The organism is Streptomyces exfoliatus (genome assembly GCF_000725545.1).
GTDB classification, from domain to species: Bacteria; Actinomycetota; Actinomycetes; order Streptomycetales; family Streptomycetaceae; genus Streptomyces; species Streptomyces exfoliatus.
On the sequence record NZ_JNZP01000016.1, the window covers coordinates 80,210 to 98,655 of the forward strand.

The 18,446-nt window shown below is 73.8% G+C and carries 19 protein-coding genes; 8 read left to right on the top strand and 11 right to left on the bottom strand.

The window, feature by feature from the left end; genetic code table 11:
- The first annotated feature begins 104 nt into the window (after nucleotides 1–104).
- The 3 genes from IO20_RS40370 to IO20_RS0120325 all read left to right on the top strand — a co-directional run bounded on the left by IO20_RS40370 (nucleotide 105) and on the right by IO20_RS0120325 (nucleotide 2,206).
- Nucleotides 105–698 (top strand): hypothetical protein, encoded by a 594-nt coding sequence (locus tag IO20_RS40370; RefSeq protein ID WP_157850792.1) that lies wholly within the window; start codon nucleotides 105–107, stop codon nucleotides 696–698.
- An 18-nt stretch (nucleotides 699–716) separates the two neighbouring features.
- Nucleotides 717–1,481, top strand: a complete 765-nt coding sequence (locus IO20_RS0120320; protein WP_030552574.1) for a bestrophin-like domain — start codon at nucleotides 717–719, stop codon at nucleotides 1,479–1,481.
- A gap of 167 nt (nucleotides 1,482–1,648) precedes the next feature.
- The gene (locus tag IO20_RS0120325) at nucleotides 1,649–2,206 is read left to right on the top strand and encodes a hypothetical protein (RefSeq protein ID WP_030552577.1); all 558 of its coding nucleotides are present in this window, start codon (nucleotides 1,649–1,651) and stop codon (nucleotides 2,204–2,206) included.
- Between the two features lie 167 nt (nucleotides 2,207–2,373).
- Here the strand turns inward: IO20_RS0120325 and IO20_RS0120330 are convergent, their stop codons facing one another.
- Nucleotides 2,374–2,859: a hypothetical protein gene (locus tag IO20_RS0120330; protein WP_030552579.1), complete on the bottom strand. Its 486-nt coding sequence runs from the start codon at nucleotides 2,857–2,859 to the stop codon at nucleotides 2,374–2,376.
- A gap of 520 nt (nucleotides 2,860–3,379) precedes the next feature.
- Here IO20_RS0120330 and IO20_RS0120335 point away from each other — a divergent pair.
- Nucleotides 3,380–4,042, top strand: coding sequence for a class F sortase (locus tag IO20_RS0120335; protein ID WP_030215383.1), 663 nt, complete (start codon nucleotides 3,380–3,382; stop codon nucleotides 4,040–4,042).
- 175 nt (nucleotides 4,043–4,217) lie between these two features.
- Here the strand turns inward: IO20_RS0120335 and IO20_RS0120340 are convergent, their stop codons facing one another.
- From IO20_RS0120340 to IO20_RS0120350, 3 genes are all read right to left on the bottom strand, one after another.
- Entirely contained in the window at nucleotides 4,218–5,522 is a 1,305-nt protein-coding gene (locus IO20_RS0120340; RefSeq protein ID WP_211270400.1) for a lipase, read from the bottom strand.
- Nucleotides 5,523–5,650: 128 nt separating this feature from the next.
- A complete protein-coding gene (locus IO20_RS0120345) occupies nucleotides 5,651–6,538 on the bottom strand; it encodes a polysaccharide deacetylase family protein (protein WP_030552582.1) in 888 nt (295 codons plus the stop codon).
- A gap of 91 nt (nucleotides 6,539–6,629) precedes the next feature.
- Nucleotides 6,630–7,838, bottom strand: coding sequence for a CapA family protein (locus IO20_RS0120350; protein ID WP_030552584.1), 1,209 nt, complete (start codon nucleotides 7,836–7,838; stop codon nucleotides 6,630–6,632).
- A 272-nt stretch (nucleotides 7,839–8,110) separates the two neighbouring features.
- Here IO20_RS0120350 and IO20_RS0120355 point away from each other — a divergent pair, with 272 nt between their 5' ends.
- From IO20_RS0120355 to IO20_RS0120365, 3 genes are all read left to right on the top strand, one after another.
- Nucleotides 8,111–8,668, top strand: coding sequence for a sigma-70 family RNA polymerase sigma factor (locus IO20_RS0120355; protein ID WP_030552586.1), 558 nt, complete (start codon nucleotides 8,111–8,113; stop codon nucleotides 8,666–8,668).
- A gap of 4 nt (nucleotides 8,669–8,672) precedes the next feature.
- The gene (locus tag IO20_RS0120360; protein WP_030552588.1) at nucleotides 8,673–9,095 is read left to right on the top strand and encodes a PaaI family thioesterase; all 423 of its coding nucleotides are present in this window, start codon (nucleotides 8,673–8,675) and stop codon (nucleotides 9,093–9,095) included.
- 215 nt (nucleotides 9,096–9,310) lie between these two features.
- On the top strand, nucleotides 9,311–9,823 hold the full coding sequence (locus tag IO20_RS0120365) for a hypothetical protein (protein WP_425423737.1): 513 nt from the start codon (nucleotides 9,311–9,313) through the stop codon (nucleotides 9,821–9,823).
- Between the two features lie 52 nt (nucleotides 9,824–9,875).
- On the opposite strand, the gene IO20_RS0120370 is transcribed toward IO20_RS0120365, so the two are convergent.
- From IO20_RS0120370 to IO20_RS0120400, 7 genes are all read right to left on the bottom strand, one after another.
- Complete coding sequence (locus IO20_RS0120370; RefSeq protein ID WP_030552592.1) at nucleotides 9,876–11,084, bottom strand: histidine kinase; 1,209 nt, start codon at nucleotides 11,082–11,084, stop codon at nucleotides 9,876–9,878.
- A gap of 36 nt (nucleotides 11,085–11,120) precedes the next feature.
- Entirely contained in the window at nucleotides 11,121–12,866 is a 1,746-nt protein-coding gene (locus IO20_RS0120375; protein ID WP_051874582.1) for a sodium/solute symporter, read from the bottom strand.
- A 19-nt stretch (nucleotides 12,867–12,885) separates the two neighbouring features.
- Nucleotides 12,886–13,299 carry a DUF485 domain-containing protein gene (locus IO20_RS36740; protein WP_030552595.1) on the bottom strand — a complete coding sequence of 138 codons (414 nt, stop codon included), beginning with the start codon at nucleotides 13,297–13,299 and terminating at the stop codon, nucleotides 12,886–12,888.
- Between the two features lie 110 nt (nucleotides 13,300–13,409).
- Nucleotides 13,410–14,168, bottom strand: coding sequence for a LytR/AlgR family response regulator transcription factor (locus IO20_RS0120385; RefSeq protein ID WP_030552596.1), 759 nt, complete (start codon nucleotides 14,166–14,168; stop codon nucleotides 13,410–13,412).
- Nucleotides 14,169–14,261: 93 nt separating this feature from the next.
- Nucleotides 14,262–15,134, bottom strand: a complete 873-nt coding sequence (locus IO20_RS0120390) for an Fpg/Nei family DNA glycosylase (protein WP_030552597.1) — start codon at nucleotides 15,132–15,134, stop codon at nucleotides 14,262–14,264.
- Between the two features lie 94 nt (nucleotides 15,135–15,228).
- A complete protein-coding gene (locus tag IO20_RS0120395) occupies nucleotides 15,229–16,470 on the bottom strand; it encodes an MFS transporter (RefSeq protein WP_030552598.1) in 1,242 nt (413 codons plus the stop codon).
- Entirely contained in the window at nucleotides 16,467–17,882 is a 1,416-nt protein-coding gene (locus tag IO20_RS0120400; protein ID WP_030552599.1) for an NAD(P)-binding domain-containing protein, read from the bottom strand. The genes IO20_RS0120395 and IO20_RS0120400 overlap by 4 nt, the downstream gene beginning before the upstream one ends.
- Before the next feature lie 174 nt (nucleotides 17,883–18,056).
- Here IO20_RS0120400 and IO20_RS0120405 point away from each other — a divergent pair, with 174 nt between their 5' ends.
- Nucleotides 18,057–18,419, top strand: coding sequence for an ArsR/SmtB family transcription factor (locus tag IO20_RS0120405; protein ID WP_030552600.1), 363 nt, complete (start codon nucleotides 18,057–18,059; stop codon nucleotides 18,417–18,419).
- Nucleotides 18,420–18,446 lie beyond the last annotated feature (27 nt).

Sequence of the window (18,446 nt, forward strand, 5' to 3'; positions counted from 1 at the left end):
GGAGCGGCGAACGTCAAGCCGGTGCGTACGGAGATCCCCACCATCCGGCGAATCCCACGGGATTTCCGCCCCGGCGCGGCGTGTCTGTGATCAAGCTCGACGGCGTGTCTCTGTACGGATCACTCCTCGCGCGGCCAGTGGCGGCGCTGGCCCTGGTGTGGATGCTCTCCACGCCCGTGCCCGCCGCCGCCGACTCCTGCGCCTACGCCACCACCGGCCCCGGCGGGTCGAACACCTCGGTGGCGGTCATCGGGTCGGGCGGCTGCACGCCCCGGCCGACCCCGCCGTCGCCGTCGCCCCCACCGCCGTCGCCACCGCGTCCCACGACGCCCGTGCCACGGCCGACGCCCGAGCCGCCTCCCCCTCCGTCCCCCGCGCAGCCCCCGCCTCCCGTACGGACCACGACGCCACCGCCTCCCCCGGTCACCACTCCGGCACCGGGCCCCGCACCGGCGTCCCCCGTACCCCCCGGCACGCAGCCGCCGGAACGCAGCCCGGCGGCGGCCCCGCCGCCCCCGCCGGCACCGGCGCCCACCCTGCGACCGCGACCGCCGGCCGCGGCGCCCGTCGCGCTGCCCCACTACCGGCGCACGTCACGGCCCCAGCCGACGGGCCGGACGTCCGTCGTCACCATGACGCTGGTGATCATCGCGCCCGCGGTCCTCGCGACCGCGATCCTCCGCCCCCGCTCCCGCTGACCTCCGACTGAGGAATTCATGTCTGAATGGCTTGTTCTCACCCTTGCGATGGCCGCCGCGTGTGCCGTCGTGCTCACGATCGTCGTCATCAACAACCGCCGGATCCCGGAGGACGACGACCCCAGCGAAACCCCTGACGTCATCGAGTACATGACGATGATGATCGGCGTGATCTACGCGATCGTCCTCGGTCTGGCCATCGCCGGCGTCTGGGAGGCCCGTGGTGCCGCGCAGGAGACCGTGCGACAGGAGGCCCAGGCGATGCACGAGATCTCGGCCCGGGTCGAGGTGTACCCGCAGCAGGTCCGCGACCGCATCCGCGCCGACGTCGACGCGTACGTCGGCTACGTGGTCGACGAGGAATGGGCGTACATGGCCGAGGAGGGCGAGCTGAGCGAGGAGGGCACCGCGCTCCTCGACCGGGTCCGGCGCAGCGTCACCGACTACCAGCCGGCCAACGACTTCGAGGGCCAGGCCTACCAGCCCCTGGTGGATCAGGTGGCGGTCGCCGACGACGCCCGGGGGGCCAGGGGCCAGAGTGCCGGGGCCACCATGCCGGGGGTGGTGTGGTTCGGTCTGATCATCGGGGCCCTGGTGACCGTCGGCCTGATCTTCACCCTGCAGATCCGCAGAACCGGACGGGAGTTGCTGCTCGCCGGGCTTTTCAGTGTGCTGATCGCGTTCCTGCTGTTCCTCATCTGGGACTTCGACGCGCCGTTCGGCCGGGGCATCTCGGCCACCGCCACGCCGTTCACCGACCTGTTCCCGCAGCTCACCGGGTGAGTCGGGGCACCACAGCGGGCCGCACGGGGGACATGCGTGCCCCATTCGCACGTCTGGGATCGCGGTTGTGGTAGTGCGCTCCTAGCGTTGGCGGCATCGAGGTGTACGCACGGTATTTGGCGGAAACCCCCTTCCGCGGCTGCCCCTCGGGACCCGGAGGATTCACCATGCGCGCGATACGTGCCGCAACCACTGCCCTGCTGGGGGCGGCCGCCCTCGCCCTGGCCGCCCCCGCCGCCGTCGCGGCGGACGGTGCCCCCGCACCGAACCCGCGGGCACCGCGGGCCAAGGCACCGGGCGATTTCGTCGTGTCGCCCTCGGTCGTCGCCCCCGGCGGCCGGGTGACGCTCAGCGCACCCGGCTGCGCCAGTACGGCGACGGCCTCGGCCGGCATCTTCGACACGGTGACCATCGCGCCGAACGCGGCGGCGACCGCCACCGTGGACTGGGACGCCCGGCGGGGTGCCGTGTACACGGTGTCGTTCAACTGCACCGGCGGCGTCCAGGACACCGTCGACCTGACGATCAGCGGCATCCCCACCGCCACCCCGACGATCAGCTCCACCATCCTCACTCCCCCTCGCGGGGTGCAGGGCGGCCTGGGCGGCTCGGTGGGCGGGCTCGAACCGGTCGAACTGGCCGCGGGCGCGGGACTCGTCCTGGCCGCGACCGCCGGCGGCGTGTACGTGCTCCGACGCCGCTCCGGCGCCTCCCGTCACCATTGAGCGGGTGCCGTGGACCGGTGACGTGGAGCGGTGACGTGGACCAACACCGTGGACCGGTGCGCCGGAGCGGTGCCCGGCGCCCGCCGCAGGACGCCCGTCGCCCCCGGGTCCCGGACGGGGACTCGGGGGCGGCGGGCGTAGCAGGCCGGACCGGGAGGTTCGACCGGTCAGACCCCCGCGCCGGTCATACGGCGACGGCGGGCGATGAAGAGTCCGCCGCCGAGCGCGGCGGCGGCGACCAGGCTGCCGCCGACGGCCATCTCGGTGGAGCTGGGCGCCAGGGAACCGCCGATGCCACCCTGCGCGCCGCGGCCCGCGAGGACGCGGAACGGGTGCGTGACGACCCTGGTGTTGTCGCTGCACTTGACGGCGAGGTTGTAGCTGCCGGGAGTGGCGTTGTTGTGGACACGGGCGATGGCGCTGGAGAGCCCGTTGGAGTTGACCGACAGGTTGGTCGTCGGGAAGGCGTTGGACGTGACGGTGCCACCGTGACCGCAACCCTTGGCGGTGATCGTGATGGTCGACCCCGCGTGGACGTCGAAGGGGTTGACCTGGACATTGCTCGGCCCGTTCGTGGCGACGGCGAGGGGGGCCGCGAGCCCGACCGCAGCGATTGCGGTGGCGGTCACCGCCAGAGTGCGTGCAGCACGCATGGTTGAACCTCCAGTGGAAGACGCCCCAAAGCGGTGCTCCGGGAGTTTCGACGAGTACGCCTTCCATGACGAACCATCACAAGCCGGGGCGAGCTGTGCATTTCGGCACTGGTCCACCCCGGTGAGGCGACACGCCCGGAATGAGGCCGCCTGAAGGGGAAGAACCGCAGGTCAGAGCCGATCGGACTGCTTATCTGACGAGTACTCGGATGGGTCAGCCCCGGGTCACCCGCATGTCGCCACTCCGGCGTCGGTCCGGCATCGGTCCGCTCCGTCGGTCCGGCATCGGTCCGGCATCGGTCCGCTCCGTCGGTCCGGAGCCGCCCCGCAGTCGTTCCGGTCTTCCGCGTCCCGGCCGACGCGCGTGCCGTGACGCCCGCCCGCCGGAAGGTCGTTCTCGTACCCCCCACGCCGGTGCGCCGGCACCCGTCCGGAGGAGGTCCCCACCCGTTCGCACCGCTCGGGGCGACGGTCCGGCCGGCCGCCCTTACCGTTCTGACGACGCCACGAAGGGAGAACCATGCCCCCGAAGGACTTCCGCGTCTTCGAACGCAGGAGACGCCAACCCTGGGGCGTCCTGGCCCTCGCCATGCTGTCCGGGATCGCGATGATGCGCAACGGAGTGGACGTCTCGCTCGGGCCTCCGCAGCCCGCCGCGGCGGCCCGGCCGGTGGCGCGCCCCGTCACCCCGCCGCCGCCCGGGGCGAGCGAGGGTGTCCAGCCACTGACCTTCGCCCCGGCCTCGCGGATCAAGATCCCGGCGATCCGGGTGGCGGCCCCGATCATGGACGTGGGCCTGGACGCCGACGGCTGGGTGGCGGCGCCCCCGCCGCAGGACGCCAACCTGGCCGGCTGGTACCAGAACGGCATCTCCCCCGGCCAGCGCGGCACCGCGGTGGTCGTCGGCCACGTCGACAACGGACAGGGGCCCGCGGTCTTCTACGGCCTCGGCTCGCTGGAGAAGGGCCAGCACGTCGAGGTCGAGCGGTACGACGGCCGGGTCGCGGTCTTCGAGATCTACGGGGTCGAGGTGTACTCGAAGGACAACTTCCCCGGCGTGCAGGTCTACGCCGACACCGGTGAGCCCGAACTGCGCGTCATCACCTGCGGAGGCGGCTACACGCGGGCGCGTGGCTACGACGGGAACGTCGTCGTCTACGCCCGGATGGTCGGCTCCCGCTAGGGTCTTTCGTTTGGATCAGGCCGGATCAGGGAGCGGGTCTGGTACATGGGGTCTCCCCAGGCCCGTAGGACGCGACACCCCTAGGGGGTGTCCGGCCCTGATCCGCCGGACAGGCCCTGGGAGCGCGTCCCTGGGCGCCGGGCCGGGGGCCTGAGCCCGGGGACAGTCGTTCCCGTCACCGCCCGCGCAGCTCGCCGAACCAGCGCACGATCGACGATGTCGCCGCCACGTTGGATCCCAGGTGACGGGATCCGTAGTGGTCGACGGCGCCCAGATCGACGACCGGGGCGTCCACGCCGTTCCCGAGCAGAGCCGTCCTGCAGTGTTCGGTGTTCTCGGTGACGGCCTGCTCGTCCCCGGTCGCCATGTAGAGCCGCACCGGGGCACGGGGTGCCCAGTCGGTGCACACGGCGTCGGTCACGCGCAGCGCCTCCGCCAGCGGCCCCGTCGGCCGCGCGAGCAACTCGCGGCCGTGCGCGGTCAGCAGCTCGTCCAGAGCGCCCGGGGTGCCCCGCATCAGCTGTTCCCCCGTGTGGGCGCCGTCGAAGAGCGCCTCGACGGTGGTGTCGTACGGGGCCCTGAAGACCTCGCCAGGGCTGTCGTAGAGGTGGTGGAGCCGGTTGAACGCGACCAGGGTGTACGCCGCGTACAGCACGCTGGACTTGGGCTCCAGCCTGCCGGCGAGGAGCGCGGGCAGCTCCGCCCCGCCGAAGTCGTACGCGCCACTGACCGGTGCCAGCGCGCCGAGCCTGAACCAGCGGTCCTCCCCCGCCTCCAGTGCCCGGCCGAGCCCCAGCGCCGCCGAGGCGCCCTGCGAGAAGCCGGTGACCATGACCTCGCGCTCCAGCACGCGTCCGGCGCGGGGCGCGAAGGCGCGGGCCGCCCTCAGCATGTCCAGGGACGCCGTGGTCTCGGAGGGGATGTCCATCCAGGGGTGCGGGCCGGGTCCCGTGCCCATCCCCAGGTAGTCGGGCGCGACCCCCGCCGCACCGGCCGCCGCGTGCGCGATCACCGGCGCGGAGACGAACGCGACGCGCCGCATGGACGGGGAGTCGTTCTTGTGGCTGCCGGTTCCGTGCGCGAAGGAGACCGCCCGGAGCCGTCGTTCGCCGTCGATCGGCAGCGTGAGCAGCCCGCTCGCCGTGGTGGGCCGTCCGTGCGCGTCGACGGTCCGGTAGACCAGCCGGTACGCGACCACGCCGTACCGGACGGTGTCGTCCTCGAAGCCGGCCGCGCCGAGTTCGGTGGCCACCGCCCCCGGGGTCGCGAGCGCGTACAGCTTCTCGGCGGAGACGAGGGTGCCCCGGGCGCGCTCCTCGTAGCGCGTCTGTGCAGGGGCCGCGGGCGCGGTGGTGGCGGCGACGGCGACGGCCGGTGCGCTCAGCAGCAGGCCGCAGCAGACGGCCACCATCCGCGTCGCCCGGCGACGGCCGCCGTTTCGGGTTCCGCCGCGCGACGACGGCGAGGTGGAGATGGCCACGTTTTCCCCCAGGTGTGGGCCGATGGATACCCCTTCAGCCTCACGCATCGCGAAGTGCGCCGCACGGGTGCAGGCCCCCCGGATCCTCCTGGTGCCTGCACCCGTTCCGCTTCGTCGTGACCGAACGGTCAGCGCCGTGGCACGGTGATGTGGTAGCCGGCGTCGAGGAGTTCGGGCAGGTAGCGGCGGAGCGCGGCCACGCTCTGGGTCCGGTCGCCGCCGGCGTCGTGGGAGAGGACGATCGCTCCGGGGGCGGCGCCGTCGAGGACGCGGCGGACGATGGCGCCGGTGCCGGGTTCCTTCCAGTCCAGGGTGTCGACGGTCCAGGCGAGCGGTTCCATGCCGAGTTCGGCGCCGATCTCGAAGGAGTGCCGGTTCCAGGCTCCGTAGGGGGCTCGGTACCAGAGCGGGGCGTCGCCCAGGGTCCGTTCGACGACCTCGCTCGTGGAGCCGAGCTCGTCGCGGATGCGGGAGGGCCGCAGCTTGGGGATCAGGGGGTGGGACCAGGAGTGGTTGCCGATGACGTGGCCGTCCGCGGCCATCTCCCGCAGCAGGTCCTGGTTCTCGACGGCCATCTCGCCGCAGACGAAGAACATCGCGCGGCAGTCGTACCGGCGCAGGGTCCGGAGGATGCCGGGGGTGTAGCGGGGGTCGGGGCCGTCGTCGAAGCTCAGCACCATGGAGCTGCCGACGCCGGACATGCTGAGGAAGGGCCGTTGCCGCACCGGCGGCACCGCTCGACGGACCGCGGGGGGCGCGTACGCGGTCATCGGCTGGAGCCGGTACGCGCTGGGGCGCAGCCGGGCGGCCTGGGCCTGGGGGCCCGCGGCCGGGCCCGCTGCCGCGCCCGCTCGCCCGGGGCGGCTTCCGGGGGTGGCCCGGGACGTCGCGCCGTTGCTCCGTTCGGGCGCGGCGAGCCGGTCCGCCGCGAGGACTCCGACGGTGGCGGTGGCTCCGAGGGCGGCGGCGAGCCGCAGCACCGCCCGCCGCCCGCTGGTCATCTGATCCTTTTTCATGACCAATGGTTCGTACGGATGAGGGTCCGCGCGGCTCATCGACACCGGTCACCCGTCCGAAAACACCCGATGAGCCGATCGCTCCGGAGGCCTACCTGCCCATCACCAGGCCGTCCTTGTCGGCGCCGCGGCTGAGCACGACCTGCCGGATCGTCTCGCGGATGCCGGTGTGGCGCGGGTCGCCGCCGTCGGCTGCGCCGAGGTTGACGACCCGGCCGCGCCCGGTGTCGAACCACTGGGGGACGAACTCGGCCTTGGTCACCTTCCAGCGCCCACCGGCGTCGCTCGGCGGCGCGAAGGTGAAGCGGCCGATGCTGCCCTGGTTGCCCCGGGGGTCGAAGGCGCCCTGGTGGTTGATCATGTCCCCGGCGATCTGGTCGCCCATGCCGTAGACGATCCAGGTGCCGTTGACCTTCTCGTACGCCTGCGGGACGTGGGCGTGGGTGCCGATGATCAGGTCGATGTCGGGGCGGCCGCCGGTCTGCGACGCGGTGAGGGAACGGCCGAGGGAGAGCTGCCGTTCGTCGGGCTCGGTCTGCCACTCGGTGCCCCAGTGGACGCTGACCACGACGACGTCGGCGCCGGCCGCGCGGGCGGCGCGGGCGTCGGCGATCACCTTGCTCTCGTCGAGCAGCTGGACCGCCCAGGGCTGCCCCTCGGGCAGCGGGTAGCCGTTGGTGTCGTACGTGTAGGCGAGCTGCGCCACCGTCGCGCCGCCGGCCTCGAGCAGGGCGGGCTTCGCCGCCTCCGCCTCGGTGCGGGCCGATCCGGCGTGCCGGACGCCGGCCCGGTCGAGGGCGTCGAGGGTACGGCCGAGGCCCGCCGCGCCGTCGTCGAGGGTGTGGTTGGAGGCGGTGGAGCAGGAGTCGTATCCGGTGGCCTTGAGCGCGGCGGCGACCTCGGGCGGCGACTTGAAGGCGGGGTATCCGGTGTAGGGGCCGCCGTCCTTTCCGTACACGGTCTCCATGTGGCAGATGGCCAGGTCCGCCTGGGACACGACGGACTTCACCCCGGAGAGCATGGGGGCGAAGTCGTAGCCGTCGCCGCCCGCGTCCGCGGCGGCCCGGCGGATGATCGAGTCGTGCGGGAGGACGTCCCCGGAGGCGACCAGGGTGAATCCGGCGGGCGCAGAGGCCCCGCCGGGCGCGGCGGACGGGACGGCGGGCCGGGCGCTCCCCGGTCGCGCCATGGCCTCCGGGGTGGGGGCGCCGCCGGCCGGGCCGCCACCGTCGGCGCAACCGGTGGCCGCCGCGAGCAGGACGGCGGCCAGTGCCATCGCGGGTCTGGTGCGTGAGGTCATGTATCGGCGCTCCACCCAATTCGTCTGATGAACATGTGTTCTGACGAATTGATCTCGCAGGAAAGCCGCAGTCAAGGGTCAAGGCCGCATCGGTGCATCAACCCCGCTTAAACGGACGCACCACCTCCGGTCGGTCGCCGTCCGACCGCTCGCCGTACCATTCGCCGCTCGGTCCGACCGTTCGTCGCACGCCGATGTCCGTTCCCTGTCCCCTGCCGTCCGGATGCGCTCGTATACGGGCCGGACGACGAGCCGCGGGAGAGGCGGGAAACATGACGACGGCGACCACCGACGAACGGACCCTCGAGCAGCTGCAGCGGGACCACGGACCCGCCCTGCTCTCCTTCCTGCTCGGGCTCACCCACGGGGACCGCCAGCGGGCCGAGGACCTCGCCCAGGAGACCCTGGTACGGGCCTGGTTCCACCCCGAGGCCTTCGACGGCCCGTACGAGTCGATGCGCCCCTGGCTCTTCACCGTGGCCCGCCGCCTCGCCATCGACGCCTGGCGCTCACGTCTGGCCCGCCCGGCCGAGATCGGGGACGGCGTCCTCGAGGTGACCCCCGACCCCGCCGACGCCACCGCCTCGGCCGAGGCCGCCCTCGACGTACGGGCGGCCGTCCGCGAACTGAGCCCCGAGCACCGCGCGGTCCTCGTCCGGCTCTACTTCCACGGCCTCACCGTCAACGAGGCCGCCGTCGAACTCGGCATCCCCGCCGGCACCGTCAAGTCCCGCTCGCACTACGCGCTGCGGCAGCTCGGCCGGTCCCTGCCGGGCTACCGGCCGCGCCGCGGGCCCGTTGCCCGGGTCCGCGCCGGGGCCCCACAATGACGCCGTGACGCTGACACTCTCCGCCGCCGAAAAGGTCCTCGCCGACAACTTCGCCCCCTGGGTGCTCGATCTGGGACTCACCGTCGAAGCCGTGGCCTCCGCCGACGGCCACGAGGCCGTGCTCCGGCTCCCGTGGTCGGACCGGCTCGCCCGGGAGGGCGGCGGCCTCTCCGGTCAGGCCCTGATGGCCGCAGCCGACACGGCGACGGTGATCGCGGTCGCCGCCGCCCGCGGCGGCTTCGTGCCGATGACCACCGTCCAGCAGTCCATCAGCTTCCAGCGGGCGGTCGTCGGCTCGGACGTCCTGGTGCGGGCCCGGCTCACCAAGACGGGGAAGCGGATGGCCTTCGCCGACATCACCATGACGGCGGAGGGCACGCAGGAGACCGCCGCCCACGCGACCGCGGTGTACGCGCTCCTCGGCTGAGCCCGGAGCCGATACCCGCCCGCACCCCTGCCCGCGACGCCCCTCCCGCCCCGTACGCCTCCCGTGGCATCAGGAATCCCACCGGCACCGATCCGGCCGGAAAACGTATCCGAAACCACACGGGTGAGTTGAGCAAAGCGGGCCCCGCGGACGTCCTTCGCGGAGGAAGCTCTCCCCGGGTCCCCCATGTCCGGGTCCCCGATCTCCGGGAGAAGGTGGGAGCGTTGCTGCCCGAGAGCACGAACGGCACCGGCGGCACGAGCGGCGGCGGCCTCGCCGTCCCGATGGCCTGGCTGTGCGCCGAGTACCTGGCCGACGAGGTGCTGCGGGCCGCCGCGCTCGTGGCGCCCGGCTCACTGGAGTACCGGGCGGGCCTCCAGGCCCTCGCCCTGACCGTCCACCTCTCGGAGGAGCCGGCGGGACCGGCGGACGGAGGGGCCCCCTGGCGGATCGACGAGTGGCTGCGGCACACGGCGTACGACCGGCCCTGGCCGCCCTGGGTCGAGGAGCGGCTCGCCGCGCGGCGCGAGGCCGGTGGCGACGGCCCCGACCAGACGCTCGCGGAGACCGCGTGGCGGCATCTCAGGGACACCTGGGTGCGGGCGGCCGACCTCGACGACAGGAGCGCCGACGACGCCGGGTCCCCGGTCGACGAGGACGAGCAGATCTGGCTGCCCGCCTGGAAGCTGGGGCTGCCGCTGGCGCACCTGTCGCTGCACCTGCGCTGACCGCGTCGTCCGGGAGGGCGCCGACAGCCGGGGCGAGCAGGACCTCAGGCCGTCACGGCGCCGAACGGTGCACGCCGGGACGGTACTTGGGGATGCGGACCGTCACCTTCATCCCGGCGCCGACACCCGTCTCGATGACGAGGCCGTACTCCGTCCCGTACACCTGCCGCAGCCGCTCGTCGACGTTCGACAGGCCGATGCCGGAGCCTGCGGGGTGCTCACCGCGCAGGACCGCGCGCAGCAGCTCGGGGTCCATGCCGATGCCGTCGTCCTCGACGGTCACCACGGCCTCCGCGCCCGCGTCCCGGGCCGCGATGGTGACGCGGCAGCCCCGCTCCCGGTCCTGGAGGCCGTGCTTCACCGCGTTCTCCACCAACGGCTGGAGACAGAGGAAGGGCAGGGTCACCGGCAGCACCTCGGGGGCGATCTGCAGCGTCACCTTCAGCCGGTCGCCGAAACGCGCCCCGGCCAGGGCCAAGTACTGCTCGATGGAACGCAGTTCGTCAGCGAGCTGGGCGAACTCGCCGTGCCTGCGGAAGGAGTAGCGGGTGAAGTCGGCGAACTCCAGGAGGAGCTCCCTGGCCTGCTCCGGGTCCGTACGGACGAACGAGGCGATGGCCGCGAGGGAGTTGAAGATGAAGTGCGGGGAGATCTGGGCCCGCAGCGCCCGGATCTCGGCCTCCACGATCCGGGTCCGCGAGCGGTCCAGCTCGGCCAGTTCCAGCTGGACGGAGGCCCAGCGGGCCACCTCGGTCGCGGCCCGCACCAGGACGGCCGACTCCCGCGAGCCGTAGGCGACGAGCGCGCCGAGCACACCGTCCTCCCCGGTGAGCGGGGCGATCACCGCCCAGCGCAGCGGGCAGGCCGGGTCGGCGCAGCCGGTGTGCGCGGACCGGCTGCGCCCCGTCTCCAGGGTCTCGGCGACCTGTTCCGGGACGTGGGCCCGGTGGTGCTCCTCGCCCGGACCGTCCCAGGCGAGGACGGCGCCCCGGTCGGTGAGGCAGAGCGCCTCCGTGCCGAGCAGCGAACGGAGGGTGCCGGCCGCCCTGCGGGCCGTCTCCTCGGTGAGCCCGGCGCGCAGCGGCGGCGCCGCGAGCGAGGCGGTGTGCAGGGTGTGGAAGGTGGCCCGCTCGACGGGCGTACCGAGATCGGGATCGGCGGCCGGGCCACCGCGCCGGCCGGCGAACCGCCCCAGGACGAATCCCGCGGCGAGCAGCACGGCCCCCGCGGCGACCGCGGCGGCGAGGGCGATGCCGCTCATCGGCGTGTCCCGGGGGTCATCGGCGCATCTCCGGGGTCATCGGTGTACCTCCGGGACGGTGCGGGTGGTCTGCCGGGGCCGGCTGATCTCCTCCGGGAGGTGGAGGCGTGCGAGCAGCGCCGGAGTGCCGGGCGGGACGCGGCCGGGTGTGGCGAGCGAGACGAGGACCATGGTGAGGAAGCCGAGCGGGACCGACCAGACGGCCGGCCACGCCATCAGGGTGTGCGGCCAGCCCTCGGGGGCGAGTCCCGCCCGGGTCGCCATCACGGCCGCGAGGGCGGAGCCGCCGCCGAGCAGCAGCCCGGCCATGGCGCCGGGCGGGGTGAGCCGCCGCCACCAGATGCCGAGGACGAGCAGCGGACAGAAGGAGGAGGCGGAGACGGCGAAGGCGAGGCCGACGGCGTCGGCGACCGGCACCTTGGAGGCGACCACCCCGACGGCCAGCGGGACCGCGGTGGCCAGCAGGGTCCCGAGGCGGAAGTGCCGTACGCCCCGGGAGGGCAGCACGTCCTGGGTGAGGACCCCGGCGACGGACATGGTCAGACCGGAGGCGGTGGAGAGGAAGGCGGCGAAGGCGCCGCCCGCGAGGAGCGCCCCGAGGAGATCGCCCGGCAGCCCGCCGAGGATCCGGTCGGGCAGGACGAGCACGGCGGCGTCGGCGGAGCCGGTGAGGGCGAGCTCGGGGGCGTAGATCCGGCCCAGGAAGCCGTACAGCGGGGGCAGCAGGTAGAAGGCGCCGACGAGCCCGAGGACGACGAGGGTGGTGCGGCGGGCGGCGCGGCCGTGCGGGCTGGTGTAGAAGCGGACGGCGACGTGCGGCAGGCCCATGGTGCCGAGGAAGGTCGCGAGGATCAGCCCGTAGGTGGCGTACAGCTGGTGGCCGTCGCGGCCGCCGGACAGAGGCTGGGACCAGCCGAGGGGGTCGGTGCCGCTGGCGACCCTCTCCGGCAGGCGCGCTCCGGGCGGGAAGGCGAGCGTGGTGCCGCCGAGGACGTGGTGGGTGCCGGCGGCGAGGGTCACGGTCCGCCGCTCGTACGGGACGGAGTCGACGCTGCCGGTGACGGTCAGGGTGAGCGGGGCGTCGAGGCCGATCCGTACCGTGTCGGCGACCTTGACGACGGTGTGACCGCGCAGGACGGCGGGGGCGTCGAAGCGGGCTCTGGGGGCCCCGTCGCCGTACCAGGCCGCGAGCAGGAAGAGGACGGGGACGAGCAGCGCGGTGAGTTTCAGCCAGTACTGGAAGGCCTGCACGAAGGTGATGCTGCGCATCCCTCCGGCGGCGACGGTCCCCGTGACGACGAGGGCGACGAGCAGTCCGCCGACCCAGTCGGGGGCTCCGGTGAGGATCTCCAGGGTGAGTCCCGCGCCCTGGAGCTGCGGCAGCAGGTAGAGCCAGCCGATGCCGACGACGAAGAGGCTGGCGAGACGGCGGGCCTGCGGGGATTCGAGGCGCGCCTCGGCGAAGTCGGAGAGGGTGTACGCCCCGGAGCGGCGCAGCGGCGCGGCGACCAGGACGAGCAGGACGAGGTAGCCGGCGGTGTAGCCGACCGGGTACCAGAGCATGGCGGGGCCCTGGACCAGGACGAGCCCCGCGACGCCGAGGAAGGAGGCGGCGGAGAGGTACTCGCCGCTGATGGCGGCGGCGTTGAGGCCCGGCCGGACGGTGCGGGAGGCGACGTAGAAGTCGGAGGTGGTGCGGGAGATCCGCAGCCCGAGGGCGCCGATGAGGACGGTGGCGAGGACGACGGCGGCGACGGCCACGACGGCGTAGGTCTGGTTCACGCGGGACGGTTCACCGTTCTCACCGTTCGACGAGGCCGGTGAAGTCGCGTTCGTTGCGTTCGGCGCGGCGCACGTACCAGTGGGCGATGCCCCAGACGACGGGGTACACCCCGACGCCGAGGGCGATCCAGACGAACGCCTCGGGCGCGGGCAGCGCGAGCAGCAGCGGCAGCGAACCGACGAGCAGGGCGAGGGCCCCGAGCGCGGTGAGGGCGGCGCGCAGCTGGCTGCGCATCAGGGAGCGGACATAGGTGTGGCCGAGGGTGGTCTGCTCGTCGATCTCGGAACGGGCCGGCGGATGCACGGGCCGCCGCCGGGCGGGGCCCGGCACGGCGCCCGCGCCGTGGGCGGAGGCGTACGTGACGGTCTCACGGCGGGGTCTGCGCTGGGGGTCGCCCCGGCCGAAGGCTGGGGAAGGGTGGTGCTCGGACATCGGGGTCCGCTCCGGCCTCTCTACGCGTGCGACGGCTTCGTGCGGGCCGTGGCCCGGGTCGCGTGGAGTCTACGCAGCACTCCCCGACGGCGGTAGACGCGCGTCGGGGCTCAGCCGCCGGCCCGCCTCATCAGCAGATCCCGCAGGTGGCGGGCGTGTCGGCGGCTGACCGCGAGGTCCGTGGCGCCTACCCGTACGGAGGTGGCGCCGCCGTCGAGCCGGAGCTCGTCGATGCGGGCGAGGGCGACGAGGTGGCTGCGGTGGATACGGACGAAGCCGCGGGCCGCCCACCGCTCCTCGAGGGTGGAGAGCGGGATGCGGACGAGGTGGCTGCCGTGGTCGGTGTGGAGGCGGGCGTAGTCGCCGTGGGCCTCCACGTACGCGATGTCGTCGACGGAGACGAAGCGGGTGACCCCGCCCAGCTCCACCGGGACCTGCTCGGCGGCGGCGGGCGCGGCCGGGACGGGGGCGGCGGTGGCGTGCACCAGGTCGTGGACCCGGCGGACGGCCTCGGCGAGCCGCTCGCGGCGGACCGGCTTGAGGACGTAGTCGACGGCCTTCAGGTCGAAGGCCTGGAGCGCGAAGCCCTCGTGGGCGGTGACGAAGACGACGAGCGGCGGCCGGGCGAAGCCGGCGAGCAGCCGGGCGACGTCGAGTCCGGTGAGGCCGGGCATGTGGATGTCGAGGAAGACGACGTCGACGGCCTCGTCGGCGTCGGGTCCCGCCTCAAGGGCGCGCCCGATCCTGCGGAGGGCGTCGGTGGCGTCGGCGGCTCCCTCCGCGCTCCTGACGCGGGGGTCGGCGCGCAGCAGGTAGAGCAGCTCCCCGAGGGCGGGTGCCTCGTCGTCGACGGCCAGTACGCGCAGCATGCGGCGGAGTGTAACCGGCGGGCCGGGGGCGGCCGGAGGCGCGCGGGCTTCCTGGGGTCCGCCGCCTGCCGGTCGCCGTTTTGAGGTCGCGGGCTACTTGAGGAGCTTCGACAGACGGCGGTCGGCGAGCGGCTTGCCGCCGGTCTGGCAGGTGGGGCAGTACTGGAGGGACGAGTCGCTGAAGGAGACCTCGCGGATGGTGTCGCCGCACACCGGGCACGCCTCGCCCGTGCGGCCGTGGACCCGCAGGCCGCTCTTCTTCTCGGCCTTGAGCCTGCCGGCGGCGAGGCCGTGGGAGCGTTCGACGGCCTCGTGGAGGGTGGTCCGCATCGCCGTGTAAAGGGCGGCCGTCTCCTCGGGGGTGAGGTTCTGGACGGGCTTGAAGGGCGACATTTTGGCGGCGTGCAGGATCTCGTCGCTGTAGGCGTTGCCGATGCCGGCGATGAGGCTCTGGTCGCGCAGGGCGCCTTTGATCTGGCGCCGTTCGCCGGCGAGCAGCGCGGCGAACTCCTCCGGGCCGAAGTCCTCGGCGAGCGGGTCGGGGCCGAGCCGTGCGACGCCCGGCACCTCCTGGGCGTCGTGGACGAGGTGGACGGCGAGGCGTTTGGTCGTGCCGGCCTCGGTGAGGTCGAAGCCGTCGCCGCCGGTGAGCGCGGTCCGCAGCGCCAGCGGGCCCTTGCCGGGCCTGGGCGGACCGGAGGGCAGCGGGTCCTGCCAGCGGAGCCAGCCCGCGCGGGCCAGGTGGAACAGGAGGTGGAGCTCGCCTGCGGGTCCGGTGGTGGTGAGGTCGAGGAACTTCCCGTGCCGTCCGACCGCGGTGACCGTGGCGCCCTCGACGGCGCTCAGGGGCGGGTCGTACGTCTTCAGGACGCTGATCGCGACGGGCAGCACACGGGCGATCTCCTTGCCCACCAGGTGCGTGTCGAGGAACGCGCGGAGCGCTTCCACCTCGGGGAGTTCGGGCATGGTCCCAGCCTGCCGCAACGCTCCGGGGGTCGCGCGCCGGACGGTTCGTCCGCGGTTCGGATGAGTCGTCCGGGCGTGGTCCTGGGTCATACGGCTATGGGCCAGGGTCTCCCGGCGTGGCCCTGGGCGGACGCGTCCCCAGGGCCGTGACGGCGGCGATCACCGACAGCGCGGAGAGCAGCGCGAACAGGGCGGGGTAGCCGCCGAGCGGCCCGGCGAGCATCGCGCCGGCGAAGGGGGCGAGCGCGGCCGCGACGTGGCCCGGTGCGCCGAGGAGTCCGGAGAGCCGGCCGTAGTGGGCACTGCCCCAGCGGTCCGTGACGGCGGTGGCCTGGAGGAGCGTGAGGTTGCCCCGGACCACCCCGGCGAGCACGGACACCGCGATGAGCAGCGCGTACGGGCCTGCCACGGTCGCGAGGGCGGCGGTGGTGAGTCCTCCGAGTCCGATCAGCGCGGTGGTGCGGGCGGTGACGCCGAGGCGGCGGGCGAGGGTCGCGTAGAGGGTGCGGCCGAGGGTCTGTCCCACGCCGCCGAGGCCGAGGGCCCATGCGGCCTGGGCGGTGGTGTAGCCGCGGTCGAGGAAGAGGGGGACGAGGCCGATGACGACGGCGTACATCGCGAACGCGGACAGGGTGAACGTGACGGCCAGCATCCAGAACGCACGGCTGCGCACCACTCCGCCGCTGCCGCCGGTGACGTGCGATGGGCTCTCGGGCGCCGCCGGCCAGGGTGCCTTCAGGGCGAGGGCGTGGGCGGGGACGGTCAGGGCCGCGAGGATGCCCGCGAGCACCGCGTACGTGGCACGCCAGGACATGTGGTCGGCGAGGACCGCGGTCAGGGGTGCGAAGACCGTGGAGGCGAGTCCGCCGGCGAGGGTGACGATCGTCAGCGCGCGGACGTGGTCCGGGGCCCACCAGCGAGTGAGCGCGGCGAAGGCGGGCTGGTAGAAGGTGGTGGCCATGGCCGTTCCGGCGAGGAGCCATCCGGTGAGGAAGACGGCGGGGCCGGGGGCCGCGGCCACGATCAGCAGGCTCAGGACGCCGAGGACGGAACCGACCGTCATGACGATCCGCGGCCCGTGGCGGTCCAGTATCCGGCCGACGGGAATCCCGGCGAGGGCGGAGACGACGAGGGCGGCGGAGAAGGCCGCGGTGGTCGAGCCCGCGCTCCAGCCGGTGTCCGCGGTGATGGCCGGATTGAGGACGGGAAAGGCGTAGTAGACGATGCCCCAGCTCGTGATCTGGGTGACGCACAGCGCGGGCAGGACGGCGCGGGGCCGCGACCGGTCCCCTGTTCCGGTCGCGACCCCGTCCACCCGGGTGCTGTGGGCGGTCACGAGCCGCAGGCGGGTGCCGCGGTGGCCGTGCCGAGCTGGATGAGGGCCGGGGCGGGGGCGCAGCAGCCACCGCCGTCGGTCGCCCCGTCGGTCTGCGTCCCGTCGGTCCGCGCCTGGCCGGTCTGCGCCTGGTCGAAGAGGCCGGCGCCGCCGCAGACGCCCGTCTCCGGGAGGACGAGCTCGACCCGCTCGGCGGCCTCGCGGTCGCCGGCGATGGCGGCGACGACGGACCGGACCTGCTCGTAGCCGGTGAGGGCGAGGAAGGTCGGGGCGCGGCCGTAGGACTTCATTCCGACGAGGTAGAGGCCCTGCTCCGGGTGGGAGAGCTCGTTGACGCCGTGCGGGTAGACCGTGCCGCAGGAGTGCTGGTTCGGGTCGATGAGCGGGGCCAGCTCGACGGGGGCCTGGAGGCGCTCGTCGAGGCCGAGGCGGAGCTCGTCGAGGAACGACAGGTCGGGGCGGAAGCCGGTCAGGACGATGACCTCGTCGACCGGGTCGAGCCGGCGGCCGTCCTCGCCGACCAGGACGAGCCGCTCGCCGTCGGGCTCGATCGACTCCGTACGGAAGCCGGTGACGGCGTCGGCGTGTCCCTGGTCGACCGCGGCCTTCGCGGCGAGACCGAGTGCGCCCCTGGCGGGGAGCTGGTCGGCGGTGCCGCCGCCGAAGGTGGAGCCGGAGATGCCGCGCCGCAGGATCCAGGTGGCGTGCGTGCCTGCGCCGTCCGCGGACGTCGCGAGGTCGGCGAGGGAGGCGAGCGCGGTGAAGGCGGAGGCGCCGGATCCGATGACGGCGGTGCGCTTCCCGGCGTAGCGGGCGCGCACAGCGGGGTCCTTCAGGTCCGGGACGCGGTAGGAGATCCGTGCGGCCGCCGCCTTCTCGCCGAGCGCGGGCAGTCCGTCGCCGCCGGCCGGGCTCGGGACGGCCCAGGTGCCGGAGGCGTCGATGACGGCGCGGGCGGTGATCCGCTCCTCGCGGCCGTCGGCGTACTCGACGTGGACGGTGAAGGGCTGGGCCTCGCGGTCGGCGTCGACGATCCGGTCGCGGCCCGCCCGGGAGACGCCGGTGACCCGGGCGCCGAGGCGGATGCTGTCGCCGAGGACATCGGCGAGCGGCTGGAGGTAGCGCTCCGCCCAGTCGCCGCCCGTGGGGTAGGTGTCCGCGTCCGGCTTCACCCAGCCGGTGGGGGCGAGCAGCTTCTCGGCGGCCGGGTCGGTGACCTCGCCCCAGGTGGAGAAGAGCCGCACGTGCGACCACTCACGCACCGCCGCGCCCGCCCGGGAGCCCGCCTCCAGGACCAGCGGCTCCAGGCCCCGGTCGACGAGGTGCGCGGCGGCGGCGAGGCCGGCGGGGCCGGCCCCGATGACCACGATGGGCAGCCGGTCGGCGGGGGTGGTGGTGATGGTGGCGTTCATGACGGATCCCCTGTGTTTCGACGTCTGTCGATCTCTGACGCCCTCAGCATGGCACCTGTATCGACGGACGTCAACATAGACATTCATCGAATTCATGGGCGGGTCGAAGCGATGGGGAGGGGAGGTGGCGAAGGCGCCCTGGGCGCTTGGTTCGACATGTGTCAACATAGACATATGTCGAATGCGAAGGCGCTGCCCCTCCTCGAACCCGCCGCCGAACCCTGCTGCCCGCCGCTGAACGAGCGCCCGCTGACCGCCGACGAGGCCGAACGGACCGCCGTCATGTTCAAGGCCCTCGGCGATCCCGTACGCCTGCGGCTCTTCTCGGCCGTCGCCTCCCACGACGGCGGAGAGGCATGCGTCTGCGACATCTCCGACGTCGGCGTCTCCCAGCCCACCGTCTCCCACCACCTGAAGAAGCTGAAGGAAGCCGGCCTGCTCTCATCCGAGCGGCGCGGCACCTGGGTCTACTACCGTGTGGAACCCGCCGTCCTCGCCGCCATGGGTCAGCTCCTCACCAAGGCCGCCACGGCGTGAGGACCCGGCGGTCCTCCATCTCGAAGG